The organism is Stenotrophomonas sp. GD03877 (assembly GCF_029840555.1).
Taxonomy (GTDB): domain Bacteria; phylum Pseudomonadota; class Gammaproteobacteria; order Xanthomonadales; family Xanthomonadaceae; genus Stenotrophomonas; species Stenotrophomonas geniculata.
The window spans coordinates 14041-30739 of sequence record NZ_JAOCCT010000008.1; the positions used below are offsets into that span (position 1 = coordinate 14041).

Annotated in this window: 17 protein-coding genes; 12 read left to right on the forward strand and 5 right to left on the reverse strand. The window is 65.8% G+C overall.

Annotated elements, in window-relative coordinates; all coding sequences use genetic code 11:
* The first annotated feature begins 139 nt into the window (after positions 1–139).
* The 12 genes from N5D20_RS08035 (at position 140) to N5D20_RS08090 (ending at position 12132) form a co-directional block, all read left to right on the forward strand.
* The gene (locus tag N5D20_RS08035) at positions 140–748 is read left to right on the forward strand and encodes a TetR/AcrR family transcriptional regulator (protein ID WP_054659618.1); all 609 of its coding nucleotides are present in this window, start codon (positions 140–142) and stop codon (positions 746–748) included.
* 67 nt (positions 749–815) lie between these two features.
* Positions 816–1235, forward strand: a complete 420-nt coding sequence (locus tag N5D20_RS08040) for a hypothetical protein (protein WP_016448825.1) — start codon at positions 816–818, stop codon at positions 1233–1235.
* A gap of 27 nt (positions 1236–1262) precedes the next feature.
* The gene (hlyD, locus tag N5D20_RS08045; protein ID WP_279914392.1) at positions 1263–2303 is read left to right on the forward strand and encodes a secretion protein HlyD; all 1041 of its coding nucleotides are present in this window, start codon (positions 1263–1265) and stop codon (positions 2301–2303) included.
* 1 nt (position 2304) lies between these two features.
* Complete coding sequence (locus N5D20_RS08050; protein ID WP_016448826.1) at positions 2305–4077, forward strand: ATP-binding cassette domain-containing protein; 1773 nt, start codon at positions 2305–2307, stop codon at positions 4075–4077.
* The gene (locus N5D20_RS08055) at positions 4074–5243 is read left to right on the forward strand and encodes an ABC transporter permease (protein WP_016448827.1); all 1170 of its coding nucleotides are present in this window, start codon (positions 4074–4076) and stop codon (positions 5241–5243) included. The genes N5D20_RS08050 and N5D20_RS08055 overlap by 4 nt, the downstream gene beginning before the upstream one ends.
* A gap of 4 nt (positions 5244–5247) precedes the next feature.
* The gene (locus N5D20_RS08060) at positions 5248–6366 is read left to right on the forward strand and encodes an ABC transporter permease (RefSeq protein WP_016448828.1); all 1119 of its coding nucleotides are present in this window, start codon (positions 5248–5250) and stop codon (positions 6364–6366) included.
* Positions 6363–7901, forward strand: coding sequence for an efflux transporter outer membrane subunit (locus N5D20_RS08065; protein ID WP_057506648.1), 1539 nt, complete (start codon positions 6363–6365; stop codon positions 7899–7901). Before N5D20_RS08060 ends, N5D20_RS08065 begins: the two co-directional genes overlap by 4 nt.
* Before the next feature lie 20 nt (positions 7902–7921).
* On the forward strand, positions 7922–8131 hold the full coding sequence (locus N5D20_RS08070) for a DUF2892 domain-containing protein (RefSeq protein WP_016448830.1): 210 nt from the start codon (positions 7922–7924) through the stop codon (positions 8129–8131).
* Positions 8132–8138: 7 nt separating this feature from the next.
* Complete coding sequence (locus tag N5D20_RS08075; protein WP_054659141.1) at positions 8139–9548, forward strand: MBL fold metallo-hydrolase; 1410 nt, start codon at positions 8139–8141, stop codon at positions 9546–9548.
* Positions 9548–10414, forward strand: coding sequence for a TIGR00730 family Rossman fold protein (locus N5D20_RS08080; protein ID WP_054659139.1), 867 nt, complete (start codon positions 9548–9550; stop codon positions 10412–10414). Before N5D20_RS08075 ends, N5D20_RS08080 begins: the two co-directional genes overlap by 1 nt.
* Positions 10411–11610 carry a lipid A deacylase LpxR family protein gene (locus tag N5D20_RS08085; protein WP_016448833.1) on the forward strand — a complete coding sequence of 400 codons (1200 nt, stop codon included), beginning with the start codon at positions 10411–10413 and terminating at the stop codon, positions 11608–11610. Before N5D20_RS08080 ends, N5D20_RS08085 begins: the two co-directional genes overlap by 4 nt.
* A 48-nt stretch (positions 11611–11658) precedes the next feature.
* The gene (locus tag N5D20_RS08090) at positions 11659–12132 is read left to right on the forward strand and encodes a cytochrome c (RefSeq protein WP_074197597.1); all 474 of its coding nucleotides are present in this window, start codon (positions 11659–11661) and stop codon (positions 12130–12132) included.
* A 37-nt stretch (positions 12133–12169) separates the two neighbouring features.
* Here the strand turns inward: N5D20_RS08090 and N5D20_RS08095 are convergent, their stop codons facing one another.
* The 5 genes from N5D20_RS08095 to parA all read right to left on the reverse strand — a co-directional run bounded on the left by N5D20_RS08095 (position 12170) and on the right by parA (position 16613).
* On the reverse strand, positions 12170–14143 hold the full coding sequence (locus tag N5D20_RS08095; protein WP_016448835.1) for a relaxase/mobilization nuclease and DUF3363 domain-containing protein: 1974 nt from the start codon (positions 14141–14143) through the stop codon (positions 12170–12172).
* Positions 14144–14579: 436 nt separating this feature from the next.
* Positions 14580–15167 carry a S26 family signal peptidase gene (locus tag N5D20_RS08100; RefSeq protein ID WP_016448836.1) on the reverse strand — a complete coding sequence of 196 codons (588 nt, stop codon included), beginning with the start codon at positions 15165–15167 and terminating at the stop codon, positions 14580–14582.
* A complete protein-coding gene (locus N5D20_RS08105) occupies positions 15164–15697 on the reverse strand; it encodes a DUF2840 domain-containing protein (protein WP_016448837.1) in 534 nt (177 codons plus the stop codon). Before N5D20_RS08105 ends, N5D20_RS08100 begins: the two co-directional genes overlap by 4 nt.
* Positions 15694–15978 carry a hypothetical protein gene (locus N5D20_RS08110; RefSeq protein ID WP_016448838.1) on the reverse strand — a complete coding sequence of 95 codons (285 nt, stop codon included), beginning with the start codon at positions 15976–15978 and terminating at the stop codon, positions 15694–15696. Before N5D20_RS08110 ends, N5D20_RS08105 begins: the two co-directional genes overlap by 4 nt.
* Positions 15975–16613, reverse strand: coding sequence for a ParA family partition ATPase (parA, locus tag N5D20_RS08115; RefSeq protein WP_016448839.1), 639 nt, complete (start codon positions 16611–16613; stop codon positions 15975–15977). Before parA ends, N5D20_RS08110 begins: the two co-directional genes overlap by 4 nt.
* Between the last annotated feature and the right edge of the window lie 86 nt (positions 16614–16699).

Genomic DNA, 16699 nt, shown 5'->3' on the forward strand with positions numbered 1-16699 from the left:
CCCGAAATCGACCGTTGCCGGTCGTCTGAGATCACGGTTCTGCTGTCCATTGCGGTCTCCTTTTCGCGCTTCCCCTCTTGCGGCAAGCTTGCATGGTGATAAGATAGTAATAGATTACTTATTTTCGGATGCGCAAGCAATGAGTGGACACCCCAAGCATCTACCGGCCGATGAGCGGCGCGCGGCCACAGTCGAGGCGGTGGTCGACTTGGCCGCCGAGCAGAACCCCAGCGACATCACGACCACAGCCATCGCACAGCGCATGGGGCTGACCCAGGGGGCGCTGTTTCGTCACTTCCCGACCAAGGACGCCATCCTGCAGGCGGTGATGTCCTGGGTCACGGAACGCCTGCTAGCTCGGGTGGACAAGGCAGCAGAAGGCACTACGTCCCCGGTCGCAGCCCTTGAGGCGGTCTTCATGACGCATATCGACTTCGTGTCCGAGCACCCGGGTGTGCCGAGGATGCTCTTCGGCGAATTGCAGCGACCTGGAGAGACCCTGCCTAAGCGAATGGTGCAGACCTTGATTCATCACTACGGCGAGCGGTTGCATCGCCTGCTCGAAGCCGGCAAGGCGCAGGGCGAACTGGATGCGGGACTGGATGTGGATGCCGCCGCCGTGTTGTTCATCGGCACGATCCAGGGACTGGTCATGCAGTCGCTGTTGGCGGGCAAGGTCAGTCGCATCCGCCGTGACGCACCAGCCGTGTTTGCCATCTATCGCCGTGGCATCGAAAGCAACACATGAAACACCTGTCTTCTCCGCAAGCGCGACTGCGACCTCCAAACCCTTCCACAAATCGGGAGCAACGAACATGACGGCACACAGCGGATGCGCGATCTGGATGCGCGTGGTCTCCTTGATTGCGATCGGTTTTGGCCTGATGACTATCTGGGAAGGCGGCGCAGTCCTGTTTGTCGACGGCGCGGCGCGCCAGGCTGCCGGCCACTATGTGCCTTTCGTGCTCTGGTTCAACTTTCTAGCCGGGTTCGCCTACATCGTCGCCGGCGTCGGCTTGTGGATGCGCCGGCGCTGGGCCGCGTGGTTAGCGATTGTCATCACGGTGGCGACCGCACTCGTGTTCCTGGCTTTCGGAGTGCATGTGGCTCTGGGTGGCGCCTGGGAGCGACGCACGGTGGTCGCCATGACGCTGCGCACGTTGGTGTGGGCTGGCATAGCGGCCATCGCCTGGCGCCGGTCAGCGGCGAATGCGCCGGTCGCACGCGAGCACTGAGCACCTTTATCCAGCGGAAACCCATCGATGAAAACTCCAAACCTCCTCTTCAAGAAAACCCGTTGGGTCGTGATCGCCGTCGTCGTGCTCGCTCTTGGCGGCGCACTGGCGTTCTGGTTGTCGCGCGACCATGGACAACAAGATGCATTGCGCCTCTACGGCAACGTCGACATCCGCGAGGTGCAACTGGCCTTCCGTCAGCCCGGGCGCGTGATGCAAATGGCTTTCGATGAGGGCGATGCCGTCAGCGCGGGCGCGCGCCTGGCGGCGCTTGACGCGCAACCCTATCGGGAAGCACTTGCGGCAGCACAGGCCCAGGTGCAGGTGGCGCAGGCGGAACTGGCCAAGCTGCGCCGCGGCCTGCGACCGCAGGAAATCACCCAGGCGCGCGAAGCCCTCAGGCAGGCCCAGGCGCTCGCCACCGAGACCGAGCGCAATTTCCAGCGCCAGAGTGGCCTGCTGGCATCGGGCGCCAGCAGCCAGCGCACGGTCGATGCAGCACGCACGGCGCGCGACCAGGCAGCCGCTGGCGTCGAAGCGGCCAAGGCGGCCCTGTCGCAAGCATCCGAAGGTTTTCGCAAGGAAGACATCGCCGCGGCAGAAGCTCGCCTTGCGGCCGCACAGGCTGCCGCAGCGCAAGCCACGACAGCCTTGGCGGACACCGAGTTGATGGCGCCCAGTAGCGGCACCGTCATCGCACGAGTGCGGGAGCCCGGCAGCATGGTCGCAAGCCAGAGCGCGGTCTACAGCCTGAGCCTGGACAAGTCGGTTTACGTGCGCGCCTACGTGGGCGAGTCGGACTTGGGGCGCATCGCGCCCGGTACTGTGGTGCGCGTCAAAAGCGATTCATCAGAGAAGGTCTATCGCGGCCAGATCGGCTTCATCTCGCCGCGCGCCGAGTTCACCCCCAAGACGGTGGAGACGACGGATTTGCGCACGGATCTGGTCTACCGCCTGCGCATCGTCATCGACGAAGCCGACAGCGACAGTGCCTTGCGCCAGGGCATGCCGGTGACGATCGAGGTCGATGCGAAAGCCGGCACCCGTATCCCGGCGGGGGAGCGTTGAAATGCAGGCAAGCCCTGCTATCGCCGCCGTGCCTGCGGGTGCGGGCGAAGACGCTGCCATCGTCATCGAAGACGTGGACAAGCATTTCGGCGACGTAAAGGCGCTGCGGGGCTTGAGCGCGCGCATCCACTATGGACGGCTGACGGGTCTGGTCGGCCCCGACGGCGCCGGCAAGACGACGCTGATGCGGATTCTGACCGGCCTCCTGGTGCCGAACGCCGGCCACGTCACCTTGGCAGGCTATGACGTGGTCAAGGACAACGACGCCATTCATGTCGCCAGTGGCTACATGCCGCAACGCTTTGGCCTGTACGAAGACCTGTCGGTGATGGAGAACATGCGCCTGTATGCGCAGTTGCGCGGCATGGATGCGGACCGCAACGCCGATCTGTTTGCCGAGCTGCTGGACTTCACGCGGCTCGGACCCTTCACCAAACGCCTGGCCGGCAAGCTCTCCGGCGGCATGAAGCAGAAGCTGGGCCTTGCCTGTGCGCTCATGGCGCGGCCGAAGGTGCTGCTGCTGGACGAGCCGGGCGTGGGTGTCGACCCGGTCAGCCGCCAGGACTTGTGGCGCATGGTGCAGGCGCTGACCGATGAAGGCATGGCCGTGGTCTGGTCCACCGCCTATCTCGACGAAGCCGAGCGCTGCGAGAGCGTGCTGCTGCTGAACCAAGGGAAGCTCCTGTTCGATGGCTCGCCGCAGGAGCTGACCGCGCAGCTCGAAGGCCGCAGTTTCCGTCTGGAAGACGTCGGTGCCGAGCGCCGAGCGGTCCTGACCCAGGCACTCGACCTGCCCACCGTGAGCGATGGCGTGATCCAAGGCGCCGGCGTGCGCGTGGTGTTGCGCGAGGGCGCGGACGCAGGGCAGCTCCAGGCCCTGTCCGATCAGGCGCAGGTGCGGCTGGCGCAGGTGCCTGCGCGCTTCGAAGACGCCTTCATCGATCTGCTCGGTGGCGGCCCCGGCGGCACGTCGACGCTGGCCGAGCGTCTGCCCCCGGTTGAGCTGGGTTTCGACATTGCCGTGTCGTGCCGAAACCTCACCAAGCGCTTCGGCGAGTTCACCGCCACCGACAACGTCAGCTTCGAGGTGCAAAAGGGCGAAATCTTTGGCCTGCTCGGCCCCAACGGTGCCGGCAAGTCCACCACCTTCAAGATGCTGTGCGGCCTGTTGAAACCCACTGCTGGCGAAGCGCATGTGGTGGGCCATGATCTGCGCCGCGCCACCGGCGCAGCCAAGAGTCGGCTCGGCTACATGGCGCAGAAGTTTTCGCTCTACGGCCTGCTCTCGGTGCAGCAGAACCTGGAATTCTCGGCCGGCGTCTACGGACTGGAAGGCAACACCCGGCGCGAGCGCATTGCCGAGATGATCGAAACCTTCGATCTGGGCGACTGGCTGTCCGCCACGCCCGATTCCCTGCCGCTGGGCCACAAGCAGCGCCTGGCATTGGCTTGTTCGCTGATGCACCGGCCGCCCGTGCTGTTCCTGGATGAACCCACTTCGGGCGTGGACCCGATCACCCGGCGCGAATTCTGGACCCACATCAACGGACTGGCCCGCAAGGGCGTGACCATCATGGTCACCACCCACTTCATGGACGAGGCCGAATACTGCGACCGCGTGGCCGTGCTCTCGCGTGCGCAACTGATCGCGCTGGATACGCCCGACGCGCTCAAACGTTCGGCGGTCAGCCCCGAACGACCCGACCCGACGATGGAGGACGCCTTCATTCACCTGGTGGAGTCGTCAGACCGCGAGCTGGAGGCCGCCACATGAACGGCGCCACAATGCACAAAGACGGAAGTGGCCCCCTGCAGTCCGACTTGCGCCATTTTGATCTGCGGCGCTTGATCGCCCTGGTCACCAAGGAAAGCTACCAGGCGCTGCGCGACCCCTCGACGCTGCTGATCGCGTTCGTGCTGCCAGTGGTGTTGCTGCTGCTGTTCGCCTATGCGGTGTCGCTGGATGCGAAGGATGTCCGCGTCGGCGTGGTGCTGGAGTCGCCCGGCGCTGCAGCGCAGGAGCTTGCGGCGGCCTTTGCCGGCACAAAGTTCCTGGATGCCCACTTCGCCCATGACCGGCGCGAAGTGGCCGACCAACTGGTCTCAGGCGACCTGCGCGGCTACGTGGTGATTCCGCAGGATTTCGAGCAGCGGCTGGCCCAGCGTGGCAGCGAGCCGCTGGTGCAGATCGTCACCGATGGCTCCTACCCCAATACCGCCAACTACGTCGAGAACTACGCCCGTGGCGTGGTCCAGTCCTGGCGTGCCGGACTGGACGTCGGAGCACCAGCGCAGGCCGTCATGCTGGAACCGCGCTACTGGTTCAACCCCGAGCTGGAAAGCCGCCGCGCACTGATTCCCGGTGCCATCGCCATCGTCATGACCATCATCGGCACCATGCTGACTGCACTGGTGGTGGCGCGTGAATGGGAGCGCGGCACCATGGAGGCGGTGCTGTCCACGCCGGCCTCGGTGGCCGAAATCCTGATCGGCAAGCTGCTGCCGTACTTCGTGCTCGGCATGCTGTCCACACTGGGTGCGGCGGCGCTGGCGGTGTTCGTGTTCGGGGTCCCGATGCGGGGCTCGCTGGCGGCGCTGCTGCTGCTGTCGGGGGTGTTCATGGTGCCGGCGCTGGGTCAGGGTCTGCTGATTTCCTCATTGGCACGCAACCAGTTCCTGGCAGCGCAGATCGCGCTGTTCACGGGCTTCCTGCCGGCCTTCATGTTGTCGGGCTTTCTGTACGAGATCGACGCCATGCCGGCACCGATCCGCGCCATCACCCGGCTGGTTCCGGCGCGTTACTTCGTCGATTCGCTGAAGACGGTGTTCCTGGCCGGCGACATCTGGGCCGTGTTCCTGCCCAACCTGGCGGCCATGGCGGCGATCGGGGTGCTGTTCTTCGTGATCGCCAAGCGCGCCACGCGCAAGAACCTGGAGTGAAGCGATGTTGACGTCCGCATTCTCGTTCACCCGCCTGCGCGCCCAGTTCATCAAGGAAGTACTCAGCGTCCTGCGCGACCCGCGCAGCCGCATGGTGGTGTTCGTGCCGCCGATCCTGCAGTTGCTGGTGTTTGCCTTTGCCGCGACGCTGGAAGTGCGCAACGTCGATATCGCCGTCTACGATCAGGATGCGGGGCGGTGGTCGCACGAGTTGGTACAGCGCCTGGACAGCGCCCGCTTCATCACCCACGTCCGGCATGTCGACAGCCAGCAGCAGCTACACGAGCTGATCGACCGTGGCGAGGTGATCGCCGCGCTTGCCATTCCGGTGGATTTTTCGCGCTCCATCGCCGCCGGCGAAAGTGGCCGCGCGCAGGTACTGGTCGATGGCCGGCGCAGCAACTCCGGGCAGATCACCGTAGCCTATCTGTCCACCATCGCCGCCGATGTCGGCGCCGAGGTCGTGCCCGACGCCCAGGCACCAACGCCCGTGGTCGTGCGCCACTGGTTCAACCCGAATCTGGTCTACCGCTGGTTCATCGTGCCCGGCCTCACGGGCATCCTGGCGCTGTTCAGCTCGCTCTTGATCACCTCGTTGTCGATCGCGCGCGAGCGCGAGCTGGGCACCTTCGACCAGTTGCTGGTATCGCCCACCTCGACGCCGGAGATCATTGTTTCCAAGTCGCTGCCTGCGCTGGCGATCGGCACGCTCTTGGGCCTGTTCATGATCAGCGCCGGCGTGTTCCTGTTCGGCATCCCGTTCACCGGCTCGTTCGCGCTGCTGCTCGCCAGCCTGGTGCTGTTCATCGCCTCGGTGGTCGGCATCGGCCTGATGATTTCCGCGGTCAGCATGACGCAGCAGCAGGCCATCCTGGGAGCGTTCGCCATCGGCGTGCCGGCGGTGCTGATGTCCGGCTTTGCGACGCCTGTGGAAAACATGCCTGTCGTCCTGCAATGGCTGGCTCAGGCCATCCCACTGACCCATTTCCTCATCATCGTCGAAGGCAGCTTTCTCAAGGCCATGCCGCCCGGTGACATTCTCGCCAGCCTGTGGCCGCTGGCGGTCATCGCCCTCGCCACGCTGACCATGGCCACCGTATTCGTCCGAGGACGCCTGCAATGAAATCCAAGCCCCGCACTCCCTTTCTTCGCGCAACCGTCACCGGCCTGACCCCTGGGCGCGCGCGTCCGCTCGTGCTGGCCCTGTCCTGCGTGCTGCTGACTGCCTGCGCAAGCGTGGGCCCCGACTACCGCGAGCCGCCGCCGGTCGACGTCGGCAGCGGCTGGAGCTTGCCGTTGGCAAGCGAATCCCAGTCCGCAGACTTGAGCCAATGGTGGTCTGCACTGGACGATCCCATCCTCGATCGCCTGATGGCCACGGCGCTGGCACAGAACCTGGATCTGCGCCACGCTGCGGCACGCATCGATGAGGCACGCGCCCTGCGCGATCGTGTGGCCGGCGAGGCATTGCCCACCGCCGCCGCTGGCGCGAGCGTCAACCGGCGCCGTCAAAGCGAGAACGGACCCCTGCCCGTAGGTTCGATCCCCGGCCTTGACGCCACGCAGACCATCTACGACGCGGGCTTCGACGCGGCCTGGGAGGCCGACTTGTTCGGGGCCAAGCGGCGGGCGCTGGAAGGCGCCAGCGCCCGCCTGCAGGCGACCGAAGCCGAGGCGCAGGGCATACGCATGCGCATCGTGGCCGAGGTCGCACGCACTTGGTTCACCGCCGTCGGCGCCCGCTACGAGTTGCACGCACAACAGGCCACACTGGATACGCTGCAGCAGACCTTGGAATTGGTGCGCCTGCGGCATGCGCTGGGCGACGCGTCGGCCGCCGACGTGGAGGCGGCGTACGCCCAATGGACAGCAGTCAACGCGCTCATCCCGGATATCCAGGCGCGTCAGCGCGCCGCGATACTCAGCCTGGGCGTGCTGCTGGGCGCGCCGCCGGAGCGGGAGCTGGCACTGCTGGATGGCCCCTTGACGCCGAGCACGCTGCGGGCGCTGCCGGTGGGCGAGCGCGCAGAGATGCTGCGCCGGCGCCCGGACGTGCTGGCTGCGGAACGTCGCCTGGCAGCGAGTTCCGCCGACATCGGCGTGGCCACGGCCGAGTTGTTCCCCAAACTCTCCATCGGTGTCGGCGGCGGGTTCCAAGCGCTCAGTACGGGCGATTGGTTCGATGCATCCAGCTCGCGTTTTTCCATCCTGCCGCTGATTTCCTGGCGCCTGTTCGACGGTGGCCGTGTGCGAGCCGAAATTCGGGCACGCGAGGCGGCCGAGCGACAGGCCGCGCTGGCCTATGAGCAGGCCGTGCTGACGGCGCTGGGCGACGCCGAGCGCGCCCTGGGCGACTACCACGGCGGACTGGACACGCTTGAGCGCCGTGGCATGTCACTGGATGCCGCACGCACCAGCTACGGCCACGCCAAAGCTCGCTACGCCGCGGGCGACATCGCCCTGGTCGAGCTGCTGGCCGCCCAGCGCAGCCTGCACGAGGCCGAAACCGCAGCCGCGCGGGCCCATGCCAACGCGGCCGTGCAATTGGTGGCGCTCTACAAGGCCCTTGGCGGTGGCTGGGACACATCCACCGCGCCATCAACCGCAATCCATCCGCCGCGGGGCGCTGCCGCCCCCGTCGCGTTTTCAAGCCGCTGACGAAACACAAGGAGACCATCATGCAAATCAACGTTGGAAGTGTCGACCGCATTGTCCGCATCGTCCTCGGGCTGATTCTGCTCAGCCTGCCGTTGTGGCTGGACTCACCCTGGCGCTGGCTGGGGCTCATCGGAATCATGCCCCTCGTCACCGGCCTGGCCGGTCGCTGTCCGGGCTACTGTCTGCTTGGCCTGGGCACTTGCCCGATACAAAAGAAAAATCCGGAGTGAAGGTCCCATGAAACTGCATTTTCTGGGCGCTGCGCGCGAAGTTACCGGGTCGTGTTTCTTGGTGGAAGCGCTCAACGTACGCTTCCTGGTGGATTGCGGCATGGTTCAGGGCGGACGCACGGCGGCGGCACGTAACCATGAGCCATTCCCGTTCGACCCGGCATCGATTGATTTCGTGCTCCTGACCCATGCCCACATCGACCACAGCGGGCTATTGCCAAAACTCACGCGCGCAGGATTCACGGGGCCTATTTACGCCACGCCAGCCACGGTTGATCTGCTCGGGGTGATGCTGCCCGATAGCGCTCACATCCAGGAAAGCGATGCGAAGCGGGATGCCAAGCGGTTCAAAGAGAAGACCGCGCTGTCACCCCTGTATACCCTGCAGGATGCCAGCGACTGCTTGCAGCAGGTGCGAGGCATCGAATACGACCGGGAGTTCGCGCCCCGCGTGGGGGTGCGCACCCGTTTCCGCGATGCCGGGCACATTCTTGGGTCGGCCATCATCGAAGTCTGGGTGACCGAGTATGGCTATCCGACAAAGCTCGTTTTCAGTGGTGACCTCGGCCAGCCGGGGCGCCCGATCCTTCGCGACCCGACACCCATCGAGGACGCCGACATCCTCATCATCGAGTCCACCTACGGCAACCGCCAACACAAGGATTTCTCGGCAACCGAAGAGGAGATGATCAGCATCGTCGAGAAAACCCTCTTCGAGAGCGGCGGCAACGTCATCGTGCCGGCCTTCGCGGTTGGCCGAACCCAGGAAGTCCTTTACCACCTGCATCGACTCACCTGCGAGGGGCGGTTGCGACAACCGATGGTATTCGTCGATTCGCCGATGGCCACCGAGGCCACACGCATCACGCGTGAACATCTCGAATTGTTCGACGAACAGGCGAAGCGGTTGGCAGGATGGCACGCGCGCGGCGAGAACCTCCCATACCTGAGTTTCACAGCGAGCGCTGAAGAGTCCATGGCGCTGAACCGGATCCGCTCCGGGGCCATCATCATCTCTGCCAGTGGCATGTGCGATGCGGGACGTATCCGGCACCACCTGCGCCACAACTTGCCACGCCGGGAATGCAGTATCTTGTTTCCCGGCTTCCAGGCGCAGGGGACGCTTGGCCGGCGCCTGATCGAGGGGGCCGAACGTGTACGCATCTTCGGTGAGGACATCCCGGTACGTGCGGCGATCCACAGCATGGGCGGCCTCTCGGCGCATGCCGACCAGAAGGCGTTGCTGAATTGGGCTCGGGGTTTTGTTCACCCACCGGCGCAAACCTTCGTGGTGCATGGGGAACTGTCTGCCGCGCAGGCCTTCGCCGAACTCCTGCAACAGCAACTCGGCTGGCAGGTCACGGTGCCCGAGCATGGTCATGCGCTGCGCTGGCCGGACTTTCTGGCGCACGAGTGATGAAGCCCGCCGAAGATCTCGCTGAACGCCTGCGCGCCATCCGCGAGTCGCCAACGTACCGTCTTGCGTACGAAGACATCGAACTGCTTGGCCAGGACGAACTGCGGCCGCTGCGACTGCAGCTCGAACTACTCAAACCTGAGCGCATCCTGCACGAGAAAGGCATCCGCTCGACGGTAGTGGTCTTCGGCAGCGCACGCGTGAGCGATACCGAGACGGCAGAAGCCCGCCTTGGCGCGCTGGAGCGTCAGGCGCTCGTCACTGCGGAGAATGCCGGGCTGCGGCAAGAGCTCGCGCGAGCCCACCGCCGGGTCGAACAGGCACGTCATTACGAGCAAGCGAGGCGTTTCTCGGGTCTGATTTCGGCGCGTTTTCAGCAGCAGAACCGACGTGATTTCGTCGTCGTCACCGGGGGTGGTCCCGGCATCATGGAGGCCGCCAACCGCGGTGCTTTCGAGGTTGGCGCACGCTCGATTGGCCTCAACATCACGCTGCCGCACGAACAGGCACCCAACCCCTACATGTGCCCGGACCTGGCGTTCAGGTTCCACTATTTCGCGCTGCGCAAGATGCACTTCTTGTTGCACGCCAAGGGCTTGGTGGCATTCCCCGGTGGCTATGGAACGCTCGATGAGCTGTTCGAGGTGCTCACCTTGATCCAGACCGGAAAGATGCAGCGTATTCCGGTGGTGCTGGTCGGCCGTGCATTCTGGCGTCGCGTAGTTGATTTCGATCTTCTGCTCGACGAAGGCTATGTCTCTCCATCCGATCTCGACTTGTTCACCTGCGTAGACGAAGCGGAGGAAATCGTCAGTGCCCTCGAACGCTTTTACGTCAACAGGGCGGCAGGCGATGGGGCAACATGATTGGCATCGACGGGTATCTCTGGAGCCTGCGCGGCACCAAGGTGCGGCAGCCGATGCAGTGCGCCGCCTTGTTGATTACGGGTGCATTGTTCAGCCCGATTGCTGCTTTCGGTTCCGAAGTCTCGCTCTCTGCAAATCCTCCCTCCTGCTCACCAGAGCAATCCCTGCGCTGGCGGGGCGGCACTCTGCGTCTGGAGAACGATTTGTTCACCGGCTCCGATCGCAACTACACCAACGGTGTCGCGCTAACAGCAGTCTCACGCGATCTGCAAGGCGGGCTCCGTCCGGAATGCCTGCCCCAGCCGATTGGCTTGTACGCCCGCTTCATCGGCTGGGCTGATCCAGGCTTCTGGCACGACGCCGGCGCCCACTCGTCGTCGCAAAACCTCGTTGTGCGCTTTGGCCAAGTCATGTACACGCCCGAGAACAAGACGCGCACCGATGTGATTCCAGATGATCGACCGTACGCTGGTTTGCTCTACCTGGGTTTGGCGTGGAATCGCCGCATCCATCCACAAGCCGCAAGCTACGAAATCCTTGACGTGCGTGAGCTGACCCTGGGCGTGATCGGCCCCTGGTCGCTGGCCGAGCAATCCCAGGATCTGGTGCATCGGGCACGCGGCATTGAGCGCTTTCGCGGCTGGGACAACCAGTTGCGCAACGAGCCGGCATTTCAGATGGCCATGGAACGCAAGTTCAAGCCGTACACGGAGGGCGCGGTCCGCCCTGGATGGGGCAGCGACGTGATCGGCGGCTATGCCCTGCGGGTTGGAAACATCGAAACCGCCGCCAGTACCGGCGTGGAGTTTCGCGCGGGCTGGAACATACCGAACGACTTCGGCAGCTATCCGATCCGCCCTGGCGCGGAGAACCGCCCGCCATCTGGTGTTGCCGATCTGCGCACGACAACGCCGCAATCGGTCCTGGCGCCCAAACCTGGGGCACATGTCTTCCTGAACCTGGAGGGTAAAGCCGTCGCCTGGGACTTCTCACTCGACGGAAACATGTTCCGGAATAGCCACCATGTCAGCCGGCGGCCTTGGGTCGCGCAAGCAGCTCTCGGCATCAGCAGCCAATGGATCGTTGCTGGACGTGGCGTGCGGCTTGCCGTGATGCGCGTTTGGAGAACCCGCGAGTTCGACCAGCAGGCGGGCTATCACGCATTCGGATCGATCGCGCTGAGTTTGGAATTTTGAGGGCACCTGCAACCATTCGTTAGACCCAAAGCATTCGTCAAAACATCAATGGAGAAATTCGTGAACCAGCCCTTGAAACCCAGATCGTTCTTCACATTTTCGCTGTCCGTGCTCTTGGCAACCTTCGCCGCGGCACTCGGTGCGCAGTCCGTAGAGGCGGCAAAGCCAATGACGCTTCGTACCATAATGGAAAGACTCGGGCGCGACATGCAAGCCGTCACGGGCGCGATCTCCAAAGAAGACTGGCCACTGGTCACCGAGCTAGCACCACGAATCGCCAAGCATGCCGAGCCGTCCATGTCGGAAAAGATGCGCATCCTTGCCTGGCTTGGGGCAGACGCTGGAAAGTTTCGGGGTCTTGATGGACAGGTCCATGACGCCGCGACCGCCATGGGCGAGGCTGCCCAGCGGAATGACGGCCAAGCAGTCATCGCGGCTTTCTCCAAAACCCAGCAAAGCTGCCTAGCCTGCCACCAGAGTTACCGTCGCTCGTTCGTGGAAAAGTTCTATGGAAGCCGCTAGCAAGAGATGGCTACACCTGTTGACGGAAGACTAGCTTCTATCCAATAGATATACCTCGACGAATTCCGAGTTCCCAGGAAGCCGATCCTTTATGAATGGTCGCAGCGAGTTGTTGTCCCAACCGCTGCTCGATCACCGGCTTCCACGGCACCAGGCTGAATCCCATGCCGTCATCAAGCATCGCGTAGCGCCCGCTAGCGAGCATGACGGAACGCCTGTAGATGCCAGCCACGCGTTGGCCGTCGGACACGGGCCGGTGCTCCAAGCCGGTTTCGGCCGCAATGTCCTTGGCGGCCTGCGCCAATTCCCGATTGCGCAGCGTGCCCAACAGATTCCGGGCTAGGATTACGCGCTGCCCGCGCCGCTCGGCCAGCCCCTGTTCGGCCAGGAAGTCGGCGCGCTGCTGCATCGCCTGTTTGGCCTCGCCGCCAAAGCCCAGGTCGCCCAAGCCCGAGCCGCCGCCGATCAACTGCTGGTCAAGCCAGGTGGCCCCGATCACGCGGGCCTGCCGCTCTATGGGCAGGTGCGATTTCAGTTCAACGGCCACGCCGCCCAGGCGCTGCGCGTCGTAGCGGCGGCCCTGCTCGGCCAGGTCGTCCGGCACCTTCCATAGCCCTTCGGCCACGCGCTCCACGATGCCGGCCCGGCGCAGGGCTTCGAGCCGGCGGACGTGGACCGCGACGACTTCCTGCGGATCGCGGCCCGGTACGGCCTGACCCTGCGCGATGGCGAGGTGATGATCGGTGCGGTACAGGCCACCGCTCGCCAGTGCGGCGATGTTCTTGTCGGCGGCGCGCAGGTCGGCCGATCCCTTCACCTCCACCACGGCACCGGCTGGGTAGTTCGCCAGCTCGTCGCGGGCGTTGAGCGCGACGTAGTGGGCCTTGCCATCCACCCCGTCGATGACCAGATAGCCCCGGTCTCGCAGCTCGTCGGCCAGCCCCTTCGCGGCCACGCGGCCGAGGATGGTTCGGCCGTCGTCTCCCGGCTCGAACACCGCCAGCTCGCGCGGCTCGCCGCGCATGGCCCGCTGCATGGTGCGGATGATGTCGCCACGCTCGCCCAGGACGCGCAGGGTCTTTTCGGCGTCGGCATGGACGGCCCAGGTGCCGGGCTGCATTTCGTCGGCCAGGCCCAGGCGCTGCAAGCGTTGCAGCCGGCCGATCAGCAGCAGGCGCTGGCATTGCAGCCGCGGTTCGTTGAAGCGTTCGATCTGCACTCGGCCGCCCTCGCCTGCCTCGCGTTGCAGGGTGCGATCCAGGCTCGTCCACCGCTCTTGCTCCACCTCGCGCTGCAAGGTCTGCTGGATCTCCAGCTCGGTGCGCGGCCCCAGCCATTCGGTGGCCAGCTCGGCGGCGCGATGGCGGAAGCCATCGGCGATGTAATCGCCCGCGATGATGAGGTCTTTGCCGGTGTCGTCGCGCCCGCGCACGACGATGTGCGTGTGCGGGTTGTCGGTGTTCCAGTGGTTGACCGCCACCCAATCGAGGCCCGTGCCCAGGTCGGCCTCCATGCGGCCCATGAGGTGCCGCGTGTAGGTGCGCAGGTCTTCCAGCTCCGCGCCATCCTCGGGCGAGAGGATGAAGCGGAAATGGTGCCGGTCGTCGGCGCAGCGTTCCTTGAAGGCGTCGAGGTCGGCGGCATCGGTTTGCGGCCCGTAGGCTTGGCCCGGCTCGCCATCGCGGCCCACACCGTCGCGTTCGATGTAGCGCAGGTGCTTGGCGAGCGACTGCGGGCTGGCCTGGCGCTGGTTGACCAGCAGCGTTTTGATGGTCACGCGCCGCGACATGGGCATCAGCTTCGCCCCCGCGAAGCGCGCCGCCGTGTGGCCGCGCCCCAGGCGCGAGCCGGGCCGCTGGCCGGTGCCATGCGCCGACGCCGAACGGCGCACCGAGGACTTGCCGGCGCTGGCCTTGTCTGCCTGCTTGAGCACCTTGGAGACGAAGCCCTGGCCCCGATTCTTCGGGGCGCTGGGGCGGATGCGGAAATCGTCGTCGCGGCGGTCGGTCATGGCTGTGCTCCCTGCAAGTTACGGCGTGTCCTGTCGTGCGAAGCACGCAGACATGCCTGCATTGGCGCGAGCTTCGCGCCACAAGCAGCACGGCAGCGAAGCCGCGCCGTGCTGCGCCAACCCCACGTGCAGACTGGCTTTCGACGCGGCCCGGTGCCGCGTCCTTTTGTCTTGCCTTCCGCCTTTGCCCCTCGCTGGCGCTCCGGGCAGCGGCGGCCCGGCGGTGCTGCTGCGTGGGCAGCCAGCGCGCCTGCGAACGCGGCGACGGCCACAGGCCAGGCGCGTTCGAGGCAAGACGCCTGCACATGGGAAGGCAGCGCGAAGTGCAGCGCGGATGCGCCCGCACTGCACGCGCGACGACATGCGGAAAGCCAACGGATCGGCACGCCCGATGGCACGATGAGATGCACGGCAACGTGCAGCGAATCGGCCGCCATCATGGACGGGCCTCCAGCCAGATTGGATGCGCGATGCCGATCACGGCGGACGCGCTGACCGGCCCGAAGTACCTGCTGTCGAACGACGCCGGGTTGGTCACACTGAACAGGAACAGTTCGCCGGGTTGAAGGCGACGGCATTGCTGCCAGGATGGCAGCGGCCGGCCCCAACGGTCAGCGGGCAGCACGGCGGCCGAAGGCACGCCGTCGATGCGGACGATGCGGCCGGTGATGCACACCTCCTGCGGCGCGATGGCGCCCACGCGCTTGAGCAGCGGTACGTGAGCCGGCAGGTAGCCGCGCTGCGCAGCCAGCGCGGCGGCATCTGCCGGCATCGTGGTCAGGACGATGCTGCCTACGGACAACGGACGTGGCAGCGAGCCGGCACCGTGGCCCAGCGGATCGACGCGATACCAGCCGATCGCCACACTGTCGGACGGGTTGTAGATCAGGCGCGGCAGCGGATGCACGAAGGATGCCCAGGCCAGCGCAGCGAGGCCGCAGGCGGACAGGCCCGCCAGCACGATACGAGTGCGCAGGCGCGAGCGAGGATGCGGCGCGGTGTCGGCAGCACAAGCGGCGGTCATGGCAGCGCCCTCCCTGCGAGCCAGGCGGCGTGCCGCTCGGCGGTGTACTCCGGCAGCGGCAGGCGCGCAGCAAGCCGGTTGGCGAGCGTGCGCCAGTACGCGGGCGAGGCACCGACAGGTGCGATGCCCAGCGCCTCGATGGCGTCGATGCGTTCCAGCATGGCGCGCACCTGATTTTCTCCCTCGGCGTGCAGCAGCAGGCGCGCGCCCGGCTGCACGCCGGGGATGCGCTGCGCCGCGTCCAGCGGCGTGCAAGCCTGCATGACCATGAGCTGCCAGCGCACGGTGCCGTAGTCGTTGGCCTGCCAGCGGATGCGGCAAAACACGGCGCCCGGCAGGAACACCGCGCAACGCCGCCAGCGGTCGAGCTGGAGCGTGCGCGCGGGTTCACCGAAGCGCAGATAGAGCTTGAAGCGTGGTTCGATGTAGGCCAGCGCCACGCGCGTCAGCGGCGCGTTGGCAGGCTGGCCGGAAGGTGCTGCGAGCGCAGCCGTGGCCGCGCCAGCGGCAGGCGAAGCGGATGCGTTCATGGTGTGCTCTCCCTGCGGTGTTCTGGAAACTCTCGCTCCAGCAGCCCGCGCAACAGATCGGCAACGGTCACGCCCTGCGTGAAGGCCGACACCTTGATGCGCGCCCGCATGGCGGGCGTGATGTCGAGGGTCAGACGTGCGGTGTACAGGTCGCCCTTGTTGAGCGCATCGGCGTCGCCCTGACGAATCCACGCCTCGGCGTGTGGATTCGCGGGCGGACGCGCGCCGATGCCGACGCGCTTGGCATTGCGCTTGCTGTTCGGTGGCGGCTTCTCTGTCATGACGGCCACCGCAGCAATTCGTCCACCAGCGCCGTGATCTCGCGGGCGGCGGCGCTGTTCGGCGCCGTCTCGCGTGCAAGCCGGCCAGCGGCCACGCTGTCGGCGAACACGATGCGTTGATGCACTTCCGCGCGCAGCGCAGGAAGCGGCTGGTCTGCGAGCGCCTGGCGCGCTTCGCGCCCGATCACGGTGGTACTGACGCGCCGGTTGATGACGAAGGCCGCGCGCAGCGCCGGCCGGAACACCTGCGCCTCGCGGATCAGCGCCACCATTTCAGCTGAAGCCCAGAGGTCGTAGGGACTGGGCTGCACCGGGATCAGCACGCGCTCAGCCGCCAGCAGCGCGGAGCGCGCCAAGGCGGCGATGCGCGGCGGCCCATCGATGACGACGTGATCTGCCCGCCTGGCGAGTTCTGGCGCTTCCTGATGCAGCGTTTCGCGTGCGAGGCCGACGGCGCTGAACAGCCGTGGCAAGCCTTGCTGGCTTCTGCGCTGCGTCCAGTCCAGCGATGAACCCTGCGGGTCGGCGTCCAGCAGCACGACATGCTGGCCGCGCATCGCCAGCTCGCCGGCGATGTGCGTAGCAAGCGTGGTCTTGCCCACGCCGCCTTTCTGGTTGAGCAGCGCGACGATCATGACCTGGCCCTCCCTGCTGGAAAGCCCGGCTGTTGTCGCGGCGTTTGCGGCCGCGTGGTGGTTGTCCACCGCAGCGGCGTTTCTCT